Source organism: Streptomyces sp. NPDC102274, assembly GCF_044766385.1.
In the GTDB taxonomy this organism is placed as follows: Bacteria; Actinomycetota; Actinomycetes; order Streptomycetales; family Streptomycetaceae; genus Streptomyces.
Map to the genome: position 1 here is coordinate 207,159 of NZ_JBIWLW010000012.1, position 17,203 is coordinate 224,361.

Genomic DNA, 17,203 nt, shown 5'->3' on the forward strand with positions numbered 1-17,203 from the left:
ATTCCCCGTGTCTCATACCGCGGCCACGGGAGGCGGCCATGGACTTCATCGAGTGGCGGTTCTCGCGCTGCGACGCGCCACGCGCGCGGCTCGCCGACCGCACCAGCGGCCCGTGTCCGGCGGCGCCGGGCCTCACCGTCGGCACCGTCGAGTAGCCGCTGGGCCCGCCGGCCACCGTCCCCCGTCAGAGGAGAGAGATGCCCACCGCACCGACCGTACGTGCCCGTCCGCGCGCCGCCCTCGCCATGAATCCGGATGCCGCCGCCGCGGTCCTCGGGCCCGAGACCCTGGCCGCCCTGGGCACGGTCTGCGATCTGACACCACCGCCCGTCCTCGACGACTTCACCACCGACCGCGCCCGCACCACGCTCGCGGACGTGGAGATCCTCGTCACCGGCTGGGGCTGCCCACCCCTCGACCCGGCCGTACTGGACCTGGCCCCCCGGCTGCGTGCCGTCGCCCATACGGCGGGCACCATCCGCGGCCATATCACCGAAGCCTGCTGGGAGCGCGGCATCGAGGTGTCCTCGGCCGCCGCCGCCAACGCCCTGCCGGTGGCGGAGTACACCGTGGCGATGATCCTGCTCTCCGGCAAGCGCGTGCTGGAACGGGCCCGTGACTACCGCGCCGCGCGCGACCGCGACGGCGACCTGCTGAGCGTGGACGGCGCCGTGGGCAACTATGGCCGTACCGTGGGCATCCTGTCCGCCTCGCTGATCGGCCGGCGGGTGATCGAGCTGCTGCGGCCGTACGACTTCCAGGTGCTGCTGCACGATCCCTATGTCTCCGAGGAGGAGGCGGCGGCGCTCGGTGTCCGGCCGGTCGGACTCGGCGAACTGTTCGCGCGCGGCGACACGGTGAGTGTCCACACTCCCCTGCTGCCCGCCACGCGCGGGCTCGTCAGCCGGGAGCTGCTCACCTCCATGCGCCAGGACAGTGTGCTCATCAACACCTCGCGCGGCGCCGTCGTCGACCAGGACGCCCTCACCGATGTCCTCAGGCGGGAGCGGATCCGGGCCGTCCTCGATGTCACCGAGCCGGAGACGCTGCCCTCGGACCATCCGCTGTGGACCTGTGAGAACGCGCTGATCACCCCCCATCTCGCGGGTTCGCAGGGCAATGAGACCCGGCGGCTGGCCGATCTGGCGGTCGGCGAGGTCGAGCGCTGGACCGCGGGCGACGGCTTCGCCCATCCCGTACGACGCGAACGGCTGCCGTTCCTCGCGTGACCTCACCCCTCGTACCGTCCGTGTCCGCGGGGCCCCGTTCGAACTCTTCGTGTGCTCGGCGCGCCGCCCGGGGCGCGTGTGCGGCGGACGGGCCGGGCGAGGCGGACGGGCCGGGCGAGGCGGACGGGCCGGGCGAGGCGGACACCCGCTGGGCGCCTTCGCCCCACTGACGGCGGTCGGCCACTCGCCGAGTCCTACTTCCGGTTCAGATAGGCGAGGCCGGGGTGCTCACGCGTATAGCCGTCCACGAGACGGCGGGCGACGCTGACGGAGTCCACCAGCGGGTGCAGGGCGAACGCCTTGGCCGCGGTGGCGCGCGAGCCGCTCTCGGCGGCGGCCAGGACCTCGCGTTCGACGGCCTTGACGCCGCACACCAGGCCGGTGGCGTGGTGCGGCAGAGGGGAGACGGCCAGCGGATGGGCGCCGTTCGCGTCCACGAGGCAGGGCACTTCGATGACGGCCTCCTCGTCCAGCACGCGCAGGGTCGTGCGGTTGCGGACGTTGAGGATGAGCGTGGTGCGTTCATCGCGCGCGATGGCGCGCATCAGGGCCAGGGCGACCTTCTCGTAGCCGCCGGACTCCAGGTCGCAGGCGTCCCGTTCGCCGACGCCGGCCGCCTCACGGTTCGCCGCCATATAGGTGGCCTCGCGTTCGGCGCGGGTTCGGTCCCAGGTCGCGAGCGCGGGGGCGCCGGGCCGCTCCATCTCGTCGTAGAAGCGCGCCTGCTGGTCGCGGAGGAAGGCGCCGCGGGTCTGCTCGGCCTCCTGGTAGGCGCGTACCGCCTCCCGGTTGAAGTAGTAGTAGTGCAGGTACTCATTGGGGATCGCGCCGAGGGACTGGAGCCATTCGGCGCCGAAGAGCTTGCCCTCCTCGAAGGAGCCGAGGGCTTCGGTGTCGGCGAGCAGCCGCGGCAGTTCGTCGCGTCCGGCGACGCGCAACCCGCGCAGCCAGCCGAGGTGGTTGAGGCCGACGTAGTCGGCCGACGCCTCGTCCGGGTCGGCGCCGAGGGCGCGCGCGACGCGCCGGCCCAGACCCACGGGCGAGTCGCAGATGCCGATGACGCGGTCGCCGAGATGCCGGGACATGGCTTCGGTGACCAGGCCGGCGGGGTTGGTGAAGTTGATGACCCAGGCGTCGGGGGCGAGCCGGGCGACGCGTCGCGCGATGTCGACGGCGACGGGGACCGTGCGCAGTCCGTACGCGATGCCGCCCGCGCCGACCGTCTCCTGACCCAGCACGCCCTGGTCCAGGGCGATGCGCTCGTCGGCCGCGCGGCCTTCGAGTCCTCCGACGCGGATGGCGGAGAAGACGAAGTCGGCGCCGCGCAGCGCCTCGTCGAGGTCGGTGGTGGCCGTGACGGCCGGTGCGTCGGGGACGGACGCGGCCTGCTCGGCCAGCACGCGGGCGACGGCCGTGAGCCTCGCGGCGTCCAGATCGTGCAGGGTGACGTCGGTGACACGGCCCTCCGCGTGGTCGCCGAGCAGTGCCCCGTACACCAGCGGCACCCGGAATCCGCCGCCGCCGAGAATGGTGAGCCTCACGCCTGAACCGCCTTCGGTGCCCGAACCGATTTCCTGTCGGAACCATCTTCGCACCGGCCTCCCCCCGCGCGGTTCGGCCGACAGCACCACCGCTGAGCGGGCGCCGGCCCGGCCGGAAGCGTCGGGGCGGCGTTCGCCGAGTTCCTCGCCCGACAGCCCCCAGTCGGTGAGCAGTAAAAAGAGGTGCGCTGTGCCGGCCATCCACGGCATCACACCGCGGGCGGGCCCGGGAAGGGCGCCACCGTCCCCACCGGATCAACGGCCTTAGCACAACCCAGGGGTTCATGGGGAAGGAATCATGTCTGACGGCTTGATCCATGATTTCTCGCACAATTCCGGCCAACCATCGGCGACTTGCGGGTCCACGGGCAACCCGAAGTGACGCACTCCTGATCTCACAGGTGACACATAGATGACGCATAGGTCCCGTCATGAAACATCGGGACATTCCCGGACGACGGACCCCGCGCCATCCGTGCGCACCACTGTTGTTGCACTCGCAGACGAGGAACCGATGACCAAACCTCACCACCACAGCCGTACACGGCGCTCGGCGGTCGCCGCCGGAGCGGCGCTCGCGGTGATCGCGGGCGTGGCCGGAGCCGCGCCCGTCGCCGGAGCGGAGGCCCCCGCGGGCCCCAAGCTCTCCCTGATCGCCGCCTCCGACTCCGTGATAATCGACCGCTACGAGGGCGAACCGGGGGTCTACCTGGACCTCGGCACATATGTCACCGCCGACGGCGGGCCCCTGGAGTTCCGGGTGACGCGCAAGTCCTACAAGGACCCCGTCGTCGCCAAACAGATCATCCGCGAGGGGAAGAAGACCCGGACCAAGACCCTGCCGAAGGGTCTCGTGAAGGACTTCTCCGGCCTGCCGGGCTTTCTCCAGGTGACCATCACCGACGCGGCGGGCGCGGCGGTCGTGAAGACCACCGAGACGTTCTGCCCCAACAACGCCTCGGGCCGGATCCGTCCGGACGCCCCGTCCACCTCGAAGTATCCCGAGAGCTGCTCCACGAACCCCTTCACGCTCGGTTCGGTGTGGGGCGTCGAGAACGGCTGGGCGACCAACACCAACCTGGGCTACTACTCCGAGCCGGTCGACCTGCCGGCCGGGGAGTACACCGCCAAGGTCTCCGTCACCAAGAAGTACCGCGACCTGTTCGGCATGCCCAGCACGTCGAAGTCGCTCAAGGTGACGGTGCGCGCGCGCTCATGGGACGAGGGAGGCGGGGTCGGAGCGGCGCCCTCGGGAGCGAAGGCCACCGGTCACGCCGGTCACGGGGGCGGTCATGGCGGTCATGGCGCGGCGGCGGGGCACCCCGGCGCCTCGGCGCACACGAGCAGCAACGGCCGCGGGGCCGACGCCCCGGCGCCGCCCGCGCTGCCGAACGCGCTCAAGTCCGGCAGGGCGGCGGCCCATCCGGGCGACGGCCCCGGGCACACCGACGGTTCGCGGATCGCGCCCGCGCTCAAGCCCAACGCGAAGCGTCCGGCCGGCCTCGCGAGCGTGCCCGACGTGCCCAAGCCCGATCTGCGCGCGCTGCCGGCGTGGGACATCTCCATCACCGACGGCGAGGACGGGGACATCCCCGGCAAGGACTATCTGGCCTTCAGCGCCAATGTGTGGAACGCCGGTCCCGCGCCGCTGGTCGTGGACGGTTTCCGCAGTCCCGGCAAGGACCTGATGGACGCGTACCAGTACTTCTACGACGCCAAGGGCAAGCAGGTCGGCCACGCGCCCGCCGGCACCATGGAGTGGGACGCGCGACAGGGCCACGAGCACTGGCACTTCACCGACTTCGCCAGCTACCGCCTGCTGAGCGCCGACAAGAAGGAGGCCGTGCGCAGCGGAAAGGAAGCCTTCTGCCTGGCCAACACCGACGCCATCGACTACACGGTGAAGAACGCCAACTGGCATCCGAACAATACGGATCTGTCCACCGCCTGCGGTGTGCAGAGCTCCATCTCGGTACGTGAGGTGCTGGACGTCGGCTCCGGCGACACCTACACCCAGTACCGCCCGGGTCAGTCGTTCGAGATCACCGACCTGCCGAACGGCACGTACTACATCGAGGTGCTCGCCAACCCCGAGCGCCGGCTCCACGAGACCAGCCTGGCCAACAACACCGCGCTGCGCAAGGTGGTGCTGAGCGGCACGGCCGGTGCCCGCAAGGTGACCGTGCCCGCGCATGATCTGATCAACGCTCCCTGACGCGCGGTCCTTTGGCGGCCAGGGGGTCCGGGCGGTGCGGGGGCTTGTCGTCACAGTAGCCCCGTACGCCCGAAGAGCGGGTCCGGCCGCCCCGGCCGGACCCGCTCACAGGAGAGAGACTCCCGCTATGTCACCAGCTCCGTGCGGGCGCCGACCGCGGTCTCCCAGTCGGTGCCCTCGGCCACCAGCGCACGGTAGGGACGGGCCGACCGCGCCATATTGACGGAGACCGCACCACAGACCCGGCCGTCCCGCCCGTAGAGCGCGATGAGCTTGCGGTCCGCGACAGCGCCCTCGACGACGCGCATGTGGTCGGCGTCCCGCGTACGGCCGAAGATCTGCACCTTCAGGTCGTACTGGTCGGACCAGACATACGGAACGGGAGCGAACGGAACGGCCGCCCCGGGCCCGGCCAGGATGTTCCTGGCGACGGCCAGTCCCTGTTCGGCGGCGTTCGTACGATGCTCGATCCTGGTCGGGGCGCCGGTGCGCGGGTGCAGCCAGCAGGCGACATCGCCGGCCGCCCAGACCCCCGACCCGGCGTACAGCGTGGGATCGCACTCCACTCCGTCGCCGACCGGAAGACCGCTCCCCTCCAGCCAGCCGGTGCTCGGTCCGGCACCGATACCGACCAGCACCACGTCCGCGGGGAGCGTACGGCCGTCGGCCAGCCGCACCCCGGTGACACGGCCGTCCTCGGAATCGACCCCCTCGACGAGCACGCCCGTCTCCAGCCGTACTCCGTGGTCGCGGTGCACCTCGGAGAGCATCGTGCCCAGTTCAGGACCGAGCACGTCGGACAGCGGCGTCGGGACATCGCCGACCAAGGTGACGTCGGCGCCCAGTTCACTTGCGACCGCGGCGGCCTCGCAGCCGACGAAGCCCGCCCCGACGATGACCAGCCGCGGCCGGCCACGCAGGGCGTCCCGCAGACCGAGGGCGTCCTCCAGAGTGCGCAGCACATGCACCCCGTCGATGCCTTCCGTGCCGGGCAGCCGGCGGGCGGCGGCGCCCGTCGCGACCACCAGGGCGTCGTAGCCGACCCGTTCACCGTCGGCCAGGACGACCTGACGCGCCGCCGTGTCCAGGGACGTCGCCCGGACACCGAGTCTCAGATCGAGCCGCAGGTCCGTCAGTACGTCCTCGCCGCGCAGCCGCAGCCGCTCGGGCTCCCAGGCCCCCGACAGCAGCTGCTTCGACAACGGCGGTCTGTCGTAGGGGAGATGGACCTCCTCACCGATGACGGTGATCCGCCCCTCGAAGCCGGCCCGGCGCAGCCCCTCCGCGGTGGCCATGCCCGCCGCCGAGGCGCCGACGACGGTCACCTGCCGGACTTCGTTCACTCCCGCTCCGCTCACTACGGCTCCAGTCGGATCGCGGCGGCCGGACAGATGAGCGCGGCCTCGCGTACCTGCTCGTGCAGCGCGGCCGGCGGCCGCGCGTCGAGTACGAATGCTATGCCGTCCTCGTCACGCTGGTCGAACACTTCGGGGGCGGCGACGACGCACTGTCCCGCTCCACAGCACTTGTCCTGATCGAGCTGAATTTCCATGATTTCCCTCTCCACTCCGGCGGTCACCAGGCCACCGGAAGCCCGTACACCCCGTACACGCCCATGTCGGCACGGAAGCGGATGTCCTCGAACGGCACCGCGAGCCTCAGCTCGGGCAGCCGGCGGATGATGGTCTCCAGCGCTATCTGGAGCTCCACCCGGGCCAGCGGCTGGCCCAGGCACTGATGCACGCCGAAGCCGAAGGCGACATGGCGGCGGGCGTCCCGGGTCACATCGAGGTCCCCGCCGGACGGGAAGACATCCGCGTCACGGTTGGCGGTGTTGAGCGTGCAGATCACGCCCTCGCCCGCGCGGATCGTCCGGCCGCCGATGGTGACATCCTCGACGGCGGCCCTGGTGACCCCGTTGTGCACGATGGTCAGAAAGCGCAGCAGTTCCTCGACCGCCCCCTTCACCAGGGAGGGGTCCTCCTGGAGCCGCGTCCACTGGTCCCGTTCGCGCAGCAGGGCGAGCACCGACAGCGCGGTCATGTTCGCGGTCGTCTCATGGCCGGCGACCAGCAGCAACAGTCCCATGGCCGCGGTCTGGGGCATGGTGAGCTCGCCCCGGGCCATCAGCCGGCTGATGATGCCGTCGTCCGGCGCGTGTTCCTTGGCCTTCGCCAGCGCGGTCAGATACTCGACCAGTTCGTCTCTGGCGGCCAGGACCTCGGACTCCGTCGAATCGTTGTGCAGCAGGATGCGGCTGCGTTCCTGGAAGTAGTCGTGGTCCTCGTAGGGCACCCCGAGCAGCTGGCAGATCACGAGGGACGGCAGCGGCAGCGCGAACTCCGTGACCAGGTCGGCCGCCGACCGGGAGGCGGTCATCCGGTCCAGCAGATCGTCGGTGAGGCGCTGGATCTCGGGGCGCATCGCATCGATCTTCTTGATCATGAAGTCGGCGGTGAGCATCCGGCGCAGCCGGGCGTGGTCCGGGTCGTCCATCCGGATGAAGCTCGACTCGCCCGCGGCCACCTTCTTGCGTCCGGCGGTGAGGAAGGGGTACCCGGGGCGGGTGGCCTCGGCGCTGAACCTCGGGTCGCCGAGGACCGCGCGGACATCTTCATGACGGGTGATCAGCCAGCACTGGGAGCCGTCCCAGAGCGTCACCCGGGTCACGGGGGCCTCCTCGCGTGCCTGTTCGTACGAGGGAGGCGGGGCGAAGGGGCAACCGCCCCGGGAGGCTGGGGCGGTGAGGAGCGGAGGGTGGTCGGTGACGGTCATGGGGGGTTCTCCTTCGCACAGGGTGCGGGCTGGCTTCCGGGGAGAGGACCGAGCGGGCGAGCGAATTACCTAACAAAAGCAATTAACTCTCGGTCACGCTAACGCGCCTGCGCGTGCGGAAGGAAGGGGAGTGAGGTGGTGGTTCCACTTTGGCCGAATGCCGACCGCCACCGACCGCGTCCCCTTGCGCGGTGTTGCCGTTACAGTTCCTCCATGCCGGACGCCGACATTGCCCCGGAACCCACAGCCGCACTGGAGAAGATGCTGGCTCTGCTGTCGTATCTGCTCACCCGCTCCCAGGCGCACGACCAGCAGATCTCGCAGGCCGGCGTCAGCGCCCGCCGCTCGGACGTGTATCTGCTGCTGGCCCTCGACAAGAGCGACGGCGGCAGCCGGGTCGGCGATCTCGCCGCCCGGCTCATGGTCGAGCCCTCCCATGTCACCCGCCAGATCGCCCGGTTGCAGGCCCAGCGGCTCGTCGAGCGCACGCCCGATCCGCTCGACGGCCGGGCGCGCCGGGTGGCGATCACGGCGGAGGGCGCGGCCCTGCTGACCCGGCTCCACCGGGCCAACCGCGCCAGCCTCCAAGAGGCCCTGCACGGCGTGGAGGAGCGCGACATCGCCACCACCGTCGACGTGCTCCAGCGGCTCGTCGACGGCTATGTACGCCGGGTACGGGCGCACGCGCTTCCGGAGCAGTACGAGACCCCTGCCCCGAGCACGCCCGGCGGCGTCCCCGAGCCGCGCCGGTCCGGCGTCCGGGAAACCGGCTGATCCACGCCATGTCCCGTGGGTCCGGGCAGAATTCGGGGCCTTTGTCGTGAACAAGGGTCCGCAAAGAAGGCGGCCCTTGTCGTGGACATGGCGCGATCGATACGGTGGCCCGGATCGCGTCGCCCGGACACGATACGTTCAGCACATCCCGATGCGCCGACTGTCCCCCCACAGGGGTGACGGGGCGTCACCCGGCCCGAAGCGAAGGCGACTCAGGATGCGTGACAGGTGGCAACGGCACCGCCGGCCGGTCGGACTCGTCTCGGCACTCGCGTGTCCGGGACCCGCGGTGGCCACATCGCCCGCGACGGCGGCCGACGCGCGTGTGTGTCCACGCGCGTAGCACCGGATGAGAGCTTCCAGGATCCGCCACAGGGCAAGCCCGAAGCGCAGGCGGCGTACGAGAACGGCTACAACGGCGGTCTCGACGGCTCGGGCCGGCGGGTCCTCGACCCGGCCGGGATCGATCCGGCCGACGGCACCTTCGCCGATGTCGCCGAGGCATGGCCGCCCGGCGTCCCCACGTGCTGAACTCCCTTACAGCGAACCCTACTTCGGCAGAGGAGCCGTATGCGTCGCAGACGCCCGTTGTCCGCGCAGTCCGTACTGACCATGCTGTCCGTACTCGTCGCCGCGCTCCTCGCGACGACCGGCCCGACCGCCGCTTCCGCGCAGGCGCTGGACCGGCCCCCGCAGCCCCGCCAGGACGCCACGCTCGCCGCCCCGAACTTCAAGGCCCCCTATCCGTGCGGCCAGCGGTGGACGCTCAGCCACCACTCCGCCGAGGTGCGCCGGGCGCTGGACTTCGTACGGGCCGACGGCGGTTCGACGGCCGGTACACCGGTGCTGGCCTCCGCCGCCGGTACGGCCACCCGGATGTCACAGCCCAGCGGCGCGGGCAACTACATCGTGATCGACCACGGCGCCGGCTGGAAGACGTACTACTTCCATCTGGCCTCGTACTCGGTGCCCAGCGGCGCCTCGGTCGGCCAGGGACAGCAGATCGGGGTGACCGGGTCGTCCGGCAACTCCTCCGGTGCGCACATCCACTACGAGCAGCTGCTCAACGGTGTGGGCCAGAACATCGTCATCAACGGCGCCGGTCTGCCCTATCCCTCGCAGTACAACCAGTCGTATCTGACCAGTGACAACGGCTGCGGTGGCGGCGGAAGCAACTTCCGTACGTGGGGTTCGGACATCCGGGTCCGCGCGGACGCCTATCTGGACTCGGCGGTGGTCAACGTCCTCGCCGGGCCGACCGATGTCACGGTGGTGTGCCAGAAGCAGGGCAGCACCGTCACCGCCGAGGGCTACACCAACAACTGGTGGAGCAAGCTCCGCGACCAGGGCGGCTTCATCTCCAACATCTATATCGACCATCCCTCGGCCCAGTTGCCCGGCGTTCCGGTCTGCTGACCTCGCGAGGCCCGTCGGTCCACTGACGGAGAGAAACGCACCGAATCGCGGAGAGGCACGGACGCACCGATGCCCATGCGACGGCACTCGCATGGGCATCGGCCGGCAACCGGGCCGGTGACTCAGGCGTTCTTCCGGGCGACGCCTCCGTACATGGCGATGTCGCGGTCGTCGATGTCCTCCTGCCCGGCGTCCGGCCGCCAGTGGTGGACCTGGGTGACCCCCGGCCCGACCATGTCCAGACCGTCGAAGAACGCCTCGGCCTCGGCGTGCGTGCGCAGTTGCATGGGCATACCGCGGCGTGCGTACTCGGCGGCGACGCGGCCCACCTCCTGTGGGGCGAAGTCGGCGGTGCCGATGGTCATGGCGACGAAGCTGCCCGCGGGCAGCGGAGCCAGCAGGCGCTGGACGAGGCCGTGGTCGTCGTCGGTGTCGAGTATGAAGTGCAGGATGCCGATGATCAGCAGCCCGACCGGTTCACGCAGATCGAGGAGTTCCCGGAACTGGGGCGATCCGAGGATCGCGTCGGGGTCGCGCATGTCGGCGTCGACGTAGGCGGTGCGGCCCTCAGGAGAGCTGGTCAGGAGCGCCCGCGCGTGCGCGAGCACGATCGGGTCGTTGTCGACGTAGACGATGCTCGCGTCGGGCCGGACCTCCTGGACGACCTCGTGCACATTGGGCGAGGTGGGCAGGCCGGTGCCGATGTCGAGGAACTGCCTGATGCCCTCCTCCCGCGCGAGATACCGGGCCGCGCGGTGCATGAACTCCCGGTTGGCCCGCATGTGCACCGGCAGCGCCCGCCACTCGCGGCACATCGCGTCTCCGGCTTCCCTGTCCACCGGGTAGTTGTCTTTTCCGCCCAGGATGTAGTCGTAGACGCGGGCCGAATGCGCCTCGCCCGTGTTGATCCGCCGTATCGGTTTCTCCTGCTGTGTCATCTTCACTCCAGGTCCCGATCGAAGCCTTGACCAGGAGTCTAGTGCCGCGACTGGCAAGGTTTGCCCGTCGAGGAGCGGCGTCCGGTGCGTGTGATCGCAAGGCGGCCGGAAGTCCTGGTAACGGAGCTACCCGGGCTTGTGGCCAACGCCGCGAGCGCGCGTGCCGGCCGCCGCGACGGGGCAAACGTTGCCGGGAGGGGCACTGGGCACCAGGACATCCCAAGATCACGTGGCGCACGCGCATGAAAGGTTTCAACCAGCCCTCCAGGGAAGCTAGAGCAACGCCAACCACTCCGTCAATAGGCGGAACTTGCCCTTCTCCCGGCTGCCGCCAGGTGGTCACAGAACCCTTGACAGGTCTCACGCGTCTCCCTACTTTCGCAAAAGTGAAACGATTCATCACCGAGTCGTAACGGAGCCGTATTGTGATCAGCAGAAGACGACTGCTCGGCACGTCCGCCACCGCTCTGGGAACAGCGCTCGTCACCGGGACCGTTCCGGCCGCCGGAGCCGATCCGTCCATGGCTCCGGCCGCCGGGCCGGGTGCCGGCGCGGGGGCGCGTGTCACCGAACCGACGGTCGAGTACGTACGCCATCCGCTCGGCCTCGACACCCCACGTCCCCGGCTGAGTTGGCCCGTCGTGGCCGACCGTCCCGCACAGCGACAGAGCGCGTATCAGATACAGGTCGCCACCACTCCGGAACGTCTCGCCAGGCCCGACGTCTGGGACAGCGGGCGGATCACCTCATCGCAGTCGGTCCTGGTCCCGTACGCGGGTCCGGCGCTGAAGGCGCGCACCCGCTACCACTGGTCGGTACGGGTGTGGGACGCCGACGGCAGCGCGTCGGCATGGAGCGCGCCGTCCTGGTGGGAGACCGGACTCACCGACGCCTCGGACTGGTCGGCGCGCTGGATCGCCGCGCCCGCCGCGCTCGTCGGCGCTCCCGCGCTGGACGGCGCCTCCTGGATCTGGTTCCCCGAGGGGGATCCGGCGAGCAGCGCCCCGGCGGCGACCCGCTGGTTCCGGGGCCGGGCCGACATACCGGCCGGAGTCACCCGCGCCCGGGTGGTCATGACCGCCGACGACGGCTACACCGCCTCTGTGAACGGCGTCCGTGTCGCGCACGCCGAGGCGAACGGCCCCGCCGAGAACTGGAAACGCCCCGTCGTCGTCGATGTGACCGGCCATCTGCGCCCCGGCGCCCAGGTGATCGCCGTCTCCGCCACCAACGCGACCGCCGGTCCCGCCGGTCTGCTCGGTGTGCTGGAGCTGACGACAGCGGACGGCACCACCGTCCTCGCCACCGACGACAGCTGGCGGACCACCGACCAGGAGCCCTCCGGCGACTGGCAGAGCACCGATTACGACGACGCCGCGTGGCCCGCCGCCAAGACGCTCGCCGCGTGGGGCTCGGGTCCCTGGGGCGCGGTGCGGGTCTCCTACTCCCCCGCCGCGCAGCTGCGCCACGAATTCCGGCTGCGGCCCGGGGCGAAGGTCGCGCGCGCCCGGCTCTACTCCACGGCCCTCGGGCTGTACGAGGCGTATCTCAACGGAGAGCGGATCGGCGAGGACCGGCTCGCACCCGGCTGGACCGACTACCACAAGCGCGTCCAGTACCAGACGTACGACGTGACCCGGCTGCTCGGATCCGGTGCCAACGTACTCGGGGCGACGGTCGCGGCCGGCTGGTACGCGGGGAACATCGCCTGGTTCGGTCCGCACCAGTACGGCGAACGGCCCGCTCTGCTGGCCCAGTTGGAGGTCACGTACACCGACGGCACAACCGAGCGGGTGCTGTCGGGCACCGACTGGCGCGCCGCGACGGGACCCGTCACCGACGCCGATCTGATGGCGGGTGAGGAGTACGACGCCCGGCTGGAGACCGACGGCTGGACGCGCGCCGGATTCGACGCGACCGGCTGGGTGGCCGCCGAAGCCGTCGACAAGGTGACCGCCGCGCTCGTGGCGGAGGTGGACGGCCCCTCACGGGTGGCGGGTGAGCTGCCCGCGGAGAGGATGACGGAGCCCCGGCCCGGCGTCTTCGTCTTCGATCTCGGCCAGAACATGGTCGGCGCGGTCCGGCTGACCGTCTCCGGCGCCGCCGGCACCACCGTACGGCTGCGCCATGCCGAGGTGCTCAACCCCGACGGCACGCTCTACACCGACAATCTGCGCACCGCCCGCGCCACCGACACCTACACCCTCAGGGGCGGCGGCGAGGAGACCTACGAGCCGCGCTTCACCTTCCATGGCTTCCGCTATGTCGAGGTGACGGGCTATCCGGGAAAGCCGTCGCTCGGCGCGGTCGTGGGGCGGGTCATCCACACCTCGGCGCCGTTCACGATGGACTTCAGAACGAACGTCCCGATGCTCGATCAGCTGCACAGCAACATCACCTGGGGCCAGCGCGGCAACTTCCTCTCCGTCCCCACCGACACGCCCGCCCGCGACGAACGGCTCGGCTGGACGGGCGACATCAATGTCTTCGCGCCCACCGCCGCGTACACCATGGAATCGGCGCGCTTCCTCACCAAGTGGCTGTGGGATCTGCGTGACGCGCAGGAGGACGACGGCGCCCTCACCCATGTCGCCCCGGACATCGCCGGGGTCGGCAGCGGCGCGGCCGGCTGGGGCGACGCGGGGGTCACCGTGCCCTGGGCGCTGTACCAGGCCTACGGGGATGTCCAGGTGCTGGAGCAGTCGTGGGCCTCCATGCTGAAGTGGCTCGACTATCTGGAGGCGCACAGCAGCGGCTATCTGCGTCCCGCCGACGGCTTCGGCGACTGGCTCAACCTCCAGGACGAGACACCCAAGGACGTCATCGGCACGGCCTACTTCGCGCACAGCGCCGATCTCGTCGCCCGGACCGCCGAGGTCCTGGGCAGGTCCCCGGCGCCGTACACCGCGCTGTTCCGCGCCGTACGCGACGCCTTCCGCGCGGCGTATGTCTCCGCGGGCGGACGAGTGAAGGGCGATACGCAGACCGCGTACGTCCTGGCCCTGTCCATGGACCTGCTGGCCGACGCCGACCGCGGGCCCGCCGCCGACCGGCTCGTCGAACTCATCAAGGCCAAGGACTGGCATCTGTCGACGGGCTTTCTGGGCACCCCGCGACTGCTGCCGGTCCTCACCGCCACCGGTCACAACGATGTGGCCTACCGGCTGCTGCTGCGGCGGACGTTCCCCGGTTGGGGCTATCAGATCGACCAGGGCGCCACGACGATGTGGGAGCGGTGGGACTCGATCAGGCCGGACGGCAGCTTCCAGGACGCCGGGATGAACTCCTTCAACCACTACGCGTACGGCTCGGTGGGCGAGTGGATGTACGCGAACATCGTCGGCATCGCCCCGGGTGCCCCGGGGTTCCGGAAGATCGTCGTCCGGCCGCGCCCCGGTGGCGGGGTGACGGAGGCCGAGGGCCGCTACGACTCGCTCTACGGCCCGGTCACGACACACTGGACGTCGGACTCCGACGGCTTCCGGCTCACCGTCTCGCTTCCCGCCAACACCACCGCCGAGGTGTGGATACCGGAGGGCGGAACGGCGGCCGGGTCGGATGGGAAGGGCGGGGCGGACGTGCGGCACCACACCGCCACGTTCCTGCGACGGGAGGACGGCTGCGCCGTGTTCGCCGCCGGTTCGGGGAGGCATCACTTCACCGGCTGAGTGAGCCGGCGCGTCGCCGCGCACGCCCGCGCACGAGGCGGGGGTCGCGTCGGTCCACGTCAGTGGTGGTGGATACGGCCGGCCGGACGGCCCGGGTTCATCCCGGACCCATGCGCGGTTCCGGCCGGTCTCATCACAGTGTCGAGCGACATTGTTTTTACCGCGGGCGCCCGAAGTCGATGACGACCGACATGGGGATCTCCGACCCGGGCCGCTACAGTCCTCCCAGGAGTTGGACTTGGAGGAAGACAGTGGGCGTCTCGAAGCAGAGGGCGGCGGAGAACCGAGATGCGATCACCGCCGCCGCGAATGGCTTGTTCCGTGAGCGCGGCGTCGATGCCGACCCCGCCCTCGCCGACGAGATCCTCGACAGCGCGTGCACCGACCTGCGGCGCCGCGTCCGTGCCGCGTAGGGCCATGAACCACCTTCCGACGTGGTGAGGCCACCCAGTCGTGCGACGTGGCCCGGGCCCGGTCGCCGGCCCGGTGCCGGTGCCGCGTCCTGCCGAGCGGGCGGGCCCCAACGGATTTCATTCAAGAATGACGCCGGATCCAGCGTCGCGTATCAGTCCTGCGGGGACTCGGAGGGAAGGATCTGATGGAGGAGGGCCCGGAGAGACGGGCGCCCGATGACCGGCTCGATGAATTCCTCTATGTGGTCGGACAGTTGGCTTGGCGGCCGGACGCAGGCCTGCAGGGCGTGGTCGGCTGGCTCCAACGCCAGCTGGGCACCGAGATCGCACTCATCGACAGCGCGGGCACGGTGGAGCTTTCCACCCCGCTCTTTCCCGAGGAGGCCCTCGGCCCGCTGGGGCCGGTGCTCACCCGGCTGACGACCGGCCGGATGACCTCGGCGCTCACGGAGATCGGGGCGGTACATCTACGGCTGGAGGCGGTCGGGACCGAGTCACCGCGCCGGGTGCTGGTGCTCGCCGGGCCGACGGGACTGAGCCGCCGGGCGGCGTCCCTCGCATCGCACACCGGAAGCGTCATCAGCATCCTGCACCGCGCCCGCGACGCCGACACCGCGCTCCACGGGTACCAGGAAAAGGCACACCAGCTGCGGGTGGCCCTCTTCATGGCGCTCATGGCCGGGGATCCGGTGCTGGCACGCCGGATGACGACCGGGTCCGTTCCCGCGCTGCTGGACTGCGACCGGATCCGGGTCCATCTGCTGCGCTGCCCGCCGGAGGACCGGGACCGGCTCGCGCGGGCCTATCAGGACTCCTCGGGCTACCACGGCCGGGGACTGATGGTGCGCTGCCCGGTCTATGACGAGCATCTGATCTGCCTGATCGCCGAGGACGACGTAGCGCGGGACGGCGAGGGACAAGGTCCCGGCGCGCCGGGGGGTCCGGGCGGTCTGGGCGCGGCGCTGCGCGAGCTGGTCGGGGAGAGTCCGCGTTACGCGCTGGGCATCAGCGGTGCGCATCCGCTGCGTGCGACGGCCGAGGCGTACGAACAGGCCAGGCACGCCCTGGCGGTGGCGGGCAACGCCCCCGCCAGGGTGGCCGGTTACCGGGGTCAGGAGCCGCTGGAACGGCTGCTGCCGCGCGACGCGGCCGTCGGCTGGGCCCGTTCCTTTCTCCGGCCGCTCCGCTCACTGCCCGAACTCACCCTCGAAACGACCCGGCTGGCGATGCACTTCCCGCGATCCGGTGTGGCCGGTCTGCTGGGCATCAGCCGCAATACCGTCACCGCCCATCTCCGACGCGCCGAGGACGCACTCGGTGTCGACCTCCGAGACGTCCGCTCCCGCGCCACCGTCGCGCTGGCCCTCGCCATCACCAGCCTGCATCAGGACGCCGAACCCGTCGGCGGGGGTCCGGCCGTCCCCGGTGCGAAGGCGCCGCTCCGCACCCGGGCCGCCGCCGCGTGGGCCGAGGGCTTCCTCGAACCCCTGGACGGCGCCGGCCGTCAGCGGGTGCGGACCACCCTGCGTACCTGGATCGAGACGAACACCGACGCGCAGCGGACCGCGCGGCGCCTCGGCAACAGCCGCACCACGGTCGCGGCCCGTCTGCGTGCCGCGGAGCGTCTGCTCAACCGGGATCTGCTCACGACCGGTTCCGGCGTCCACGATCTCGTGTACGCCTTCGGTCTGCTGGGCGAGATCCCGCTCGCCCCCGGCCACGCACCGTGAACAGACCAGCCCACGCACCGTGAACCGAACAGCCCGTGCGCCGTGAACAGAACAGCGTCCTCCTGACCGCGCACGACGCACCACTCGCGCACCGCCCTGTGCGTCGTGCACACCCCGGCCAGGGAGTTCGGGCACCGTGACCGGTGGCCGGGCCTGTCATTCGTCCGGGTGAGGCGATCTAATTCCGGTGTCGAGTGCGCGGCCGCCCCGCATCGGGGGACGGGGCGGCCGGAGCACACGGCGGGCAGGGAGTGACGGCCGGGGAGCGGGGGCCGGAAGGACGTGTCAGGGGCGCGGGGCGATCTCGCGCCCTCCGTCCACGACGGTGATCGCCATCGCCGGACACGAATCGGCCGCGTCCAGCACGACCTCATGGGCTTCGACGCTCGCGGCGAGGGGCCGCGCCCGGTCGCCCTCCAAGGTGAAGTAGTCGGGCGCCATCCCCGCGCACAGGCCCGACCCCATACAGCGTTCTCCGTCGACGTGGAGCTGCCAGGCCATGGG

At 70.9% G+C, this 17,203-nt stretch carries 14 protein-coding genes; 8 read left to right on the forward strand and 6 right to left on the reverse strand.

The genetic code is table 11. The features are described from left to right. Positions 1-197 precede the first annotated feature (197 nt). Positions 198-1,229 carry a hydroxyacid dehydrogenase gene (locus tag ACIRQP_RS19040; RefSeq protein ID WP_403891110.1) on the forward strand — a complete coding sequence of 344 codons (1,032 nt, stop codon included), beginning with the start codon at positions 198-200 and terminating at the stop codon, positions 1,227-1,229. A 194-nt stretch (positions 1,230-1,423) separates the two neighbouring features. Here ACIRQP_RS19040 and ACIRQP_RS19045 read toward each other — a convergent pair whose 3' ends face one another. Continuing rightward, complete coding sequence (locus ACIRQP_RS19045) at positions 1,424-2,770, reverse strand: 6-phospho-beta-glucosidase (protein WP_403891209.1); 1,347 nt, start codon at positions 2,768-2,770, stop codon at positions 1,424-1,426. Between the two features lie 514 nt (positions 2,771-3,284). On the opposite strand from ACIRQP_RS19045, the gene ACIRQP_RS19050 reads away from it, so the two are divergent. Then, positions 3,285-4,985: a lysyl oxidase family protein gene (locus ACIRQP_RS19050; RefSeq protein WP_403891112.1), complete on the forward strand. Its 1,701-nt coding sequence runs from the start codon at positions 3,285-3,287 to the stop codon at positions 4,983-4,985. A gap of 125 nt (positions 4,986-5,110) precedes the next feature. Here ACIRQP_RS19050 and ACIRQP_RS19055 read toward each other — a convergent pair whose 3' ends face one another. Genes ACIRQP_RS19055 through ACIRQP_RS19065 form a run of 3 tightly spaced genes read right to left on the reverse strand, consistent with a single transcriptional unit; the run spans position 5,111 to position 7,760 of the window. Further along, positions 5,111-6,328, reverse strand: a complete 1,218-nt coding sequence (locus tag ACIRQP_RS19055; RefSeq protein WP_403891115.1) for an NAD(P)/FAD-dependent oxidoreductase — start codon at positions 6,326-6,328, stop codon at positions 5,111-5,113. Between the two features lie 14 nt (positions 6,329-6,342). Continuing rightward, positions 6,343-6,537, reverse strand: a complete 195-nt coding sequence (locus ACIRQP_RS19060) for a ferredoxin (RefSeq protein WP_403891118.1) — start codon at positions 6,535-6,537, stop codon at positions 6,343-6,345. A gap of 23 nt (positions 6,538-6,560) precedes the next feature. Then, positions 6,561-7,760 (reverse strand): cytochrome P450, encoded by a 1,200-nt coding sequence (locus tag ACIRQP_RS19065; protein ID WP_403891120.1) that lies wholly within the window; start codon positions 7,758-7,760, stop codon positions 6,561-6,563. Positions 7,761-7,973: 213 nt separating this feature from the next. Here ACIRQP_RS19065 and ACIRQP_RS19070 point away from each other — a divergent pair, with 213 nt between their 5' ends. The 3 genes from ACIRQP_RS19070 to ACIRQP_RS19080 all read left to right on the forward strand — a co-directional run bounded on the left by ACIRQP_RS19070 (position 7,974) and on the right by ACIRQP_RS19080 (position 9,950). After that, the gene (locus ACIRQP_RS19070) at positions 7,974-8,534 is read left to right on the forward strand and encodes a MarR family winged helix-turn-helix transcriptional regulator (protein WP_403891123.1); all 561 of its coding nucleotides are present in this window, start codon (positions 7,974-7,976) and stop codon (positions 8,532-8,534) included. A 327-nt stretch (positions 8,535-8,861) separates the two neighbouring features. Then, on the forward strand, positions 8,862-9,065 hold the full coding sequence (locus tag ACIRQP_RS19075) for a hypothetical protein (protein WP_403891126.1): 204 nt from the start codon (positions 8,862-8,864) through the stop codon (positions 9,063-9,065). 39 nt (positions 9,066-9,104) lie between these two features. After that, positions 9,105-9,950, forward strand: coding sequence for a M23 family metallopeptidase (locus tag ACIRQP_RS19080; RefSeq protein WP_403891129.1), 846 nt, complete (start codon positions 9,105-9,107; stop codon positions 9,948-9,950). Positions 9,951-10,072: 122 nt separating this feature from the next. Here ACIRQP_RS19080 and ACIRQP_RS19085 read toward each other — a convergent pair whose 3' ends face one another. Further along, positions 10,073-10,888 (reverse strand): SAM-dependent methyltransferase, encoded by an 816-nt coding sequence (locus ACIRQP_RS19085; protein WP_403891131.1) that lies wholly within the window; start codon positions 10,886-10,888, stop codon positions 10,073-10,075. 425 nt (positions 10,889-11,313) lie between these two features. On the opposite strand from ACIRQP_RS19085, the gene ACIRQP_RS19090 reads away from it, so the two are divergent. The 3 genes from ACIRQP_RS19090 to ACIRQP_RS19100 all read left to right on the forward strand — a co-directional run bounded on the left by ACIRQP_RS19090 (position 11,314) and on the right by ACIRQP_RS19100 (position 16,699). After that, positions 11,314-14,556 carry an alpha-L-rhamnosidase gene (locus ACIRQP_RS19090; protein WP_403891134.1) on the forward strand — a complete coding sequence of 1,081 codons (3,243 nt, stop codon included), beginning with the start codon at positions 11,314-11,316 and terminating at the stop codon, positions 14,554-14,556. 251 nt (positions 14,557-14,807) lie between these two features. Further along, the gene (locus ACIRQP_RS19095) at positions 14,808-14,969 is read left to right on the forward strand and encodes a hypothetical protein (RefSeq protein WP_403891137.1); all 162 of its coding nucleotides are present in this window, start codon (positions 14,808-14,810) and stop codon (positions 14,967-14,969) included. Positions 14,970-15,154: 185 nt separating this feature from the next. Beyond that, the gene (locus tag ACIRQP_RS19100) at positions 15,155-16,699 is read left to right on the forward strand and encodes a helix-turn-helix domain-containing protein (RefSeq protein ID WP_403891139.1); all 1,545 of its coding nucleotides are present in this window, start codon (positions 15,155-15,157) and stop codon (positions 16,697-16,699) included. A 285-nt stretch (positions 16,700-16,984) separates the two neighbouring features. Here ACIRQP_RS19100 and ACIRQP_RS19105 read toward each other — a convergent pair whose 3' ends face one another. Continuing rightward, positions 16,985-17,200 carry a ferredoxin gene (locus ACIRQP_RS19105; RefSeq protein ID WP_403891142.1) on the reverse strand — a complete coding sequence of 72 codons (216 nt, stop codon included), beginning with the start codon at positions 17,198-17,200 and terminating at the stop codon, positions 16,985-16,987. Positions 17,201-17,203 lie beyond the last annotated feature (3 nt).

Excerpts from the sequence above, each read along its gene's own strand:
- ACIRQP_RS19040 (WP_403891110.1), top strand. The coding sequence starts at position 198 with ATGCCCACCGCACCGACCGTACGTGCCCGTCCGCGCGCCGCCCTCGCC.
- ACIRQP_RS19070 (WP_403891123.1), top strand. The coding sequence starts at position 7,974 with ATGCCGGACGCCGACATTGCCCCGGAACCCACAGCCGCACTGGAGAAG.
- ACIRQP_RS19085 (WP_403891131.1), bottom strand. The coding sequence starts at position 10,888 with ATGACACAGCAGGAGAAACCGATACGGCGGATCAACACGGGCGAGGCG.
- ACIRQP_RS19105 (WP_403891142.1), bottom strand. The coding sequence starts at position 17,200 with ATGGCCTGGCAGCTCCACGTCGACGGAGAACGCTGTATGGGGTCGGGC.
- ACIRQP_RS19080 (WP_403891129.1), top strand. The coding sequence starts at position 9,105 with ATGCGTCGCAGACGCCCGTTGTCCGCGCAGTCCGTACTGACCATGCTG.
- ACIRQP_RS19050 (WP_403891112.1), top strand. The coding sequence starts at position 3,285 with ATGACCAAACCTCACCACCACAGCCGTACACGGCGCTCGGCGGTCGCC.
- ACIRQP_RS19060 (WP_403891118.1), bottom strand. The coding sequence starts at position 6,537 with ATGGAAATTCAGCTCGATCAGGACAAGTGCTGTGGAGCGGGACAGTGC.
- ACIRQP_RS19100 (WP_403891139.1), top strand. The coding sequence starts at position 15,155 with ATGGAGGAGGGCCCGGAGAGACGGGCGCCCGATGACCGGCTCGATGAA.
- ACIRQP_RS19065 (WP_403891120.1), bottom strand. The coding sequence starts at position 7,760 with ATGACCGTCACCGACCACCCTCCGCTCCTCACCGCCCCAGCCTCCCGG.